A 1035-nucleotide genomic window follows, 5' to 3' on the forward strand; every position below is an offset into this window, starting at 1 on the left:
AGGAATCGTCGAAATTATCAACGAACAAGTCTCAATTGAGCGAGGAGAAATTGTCACAGCGGGGCAAGTCGTGAAAGCAATTATCCTGAATGGATTGGGATTTGTCTCCGGGTCCTTGTATTTATTTCCTCAATTTTTTGAAGATAAAGCAAGCGAACATTTGCTGGGAGAGGGCATCGAACCCAAACTCCTGAATGATGATAAAATTGGTCGAGTAATGGACAAACTTTATCAACTGGATGTTTCGGGTATTTTCCTACTCATTAGTTTAGCGGCCGTAAAAAAATTTGGTGTAGCGACCGAGAATTGCCATTTAGATTCGACTTCTCTATCAGTGGAAGGAGAATATAAAAAGGAATACCCAACAGTAGAAATCCTGAAATCAGGAGCAGTTGGAGAAGAAATTGAAACCAGACAACAGCCAATAAAACGTCAATTCAAAAATGAAACGCATCAACCTCAAGAGTTGACAAAGAAAGGCTCATCAGGTACTGTCTGATCATTAACAACAACAAATCAGACCCAAAAACCAGCCGAAAACATCTTAACATAGAACAAAGAAACTTGCTCTACCAACTTAGTCAAGAGGGAAATTTATCTCAACGGCAAATGGCCGTCTGGCTCGGATGTCATCAAAGCACGACCAGCGCGAGAATTAAGAAGGAATCAAAGTTCTCTGGGCTGCTATCTACCTGACACAGCACAAGCTAAGAGCGAGACGCGCACCAAAAATGCCAAACAACTCTTTTAAAATGTCAGCGAGTCGGCCTTAGAGTTGGTGAAAAAAGGATTGAAATATTATCATAGTCCCGAACAAATAGCAGGTCGTCTGAAAAAAGCTGGTCAAGAATCTCTCAGTCACGAAACTATCTATCAAATGATCTATCAGAACTATCAAGACTGTGGAAAGTATCAAGAATACCTACGCGGCTGGACGAGGAAAAAGAAAGAGTCGAGACGGAGCAAAAAGTAAGCGTGGAGGGGGTACGAGAGGTGTGGCTATTATCCTCTCCCATCACCAGCGCAAGGCGCACG

The 1035-nt window shown here is 42.3% G+C and carries 2 pseudogenes; both read left to right on the top strand.

Features of this window, described 5'->3' with window-relative positions:
- Positions 1-430 (top strand): annotated as a pseudogene (locus tag PX481_RS16820) (DUF4277 domain-containing protein); the annotation flags it as partial.
- 71 nt (positions 431-501) lie between these two features.
- Positions 502-1035: pseudogene (locus PX481_RS16825) on the top strand (transposase); the annotation flags it as partial.

It is taken from the genome of Microcystis sp. M53603_WE2 (genome assembly GCF_030065435.1).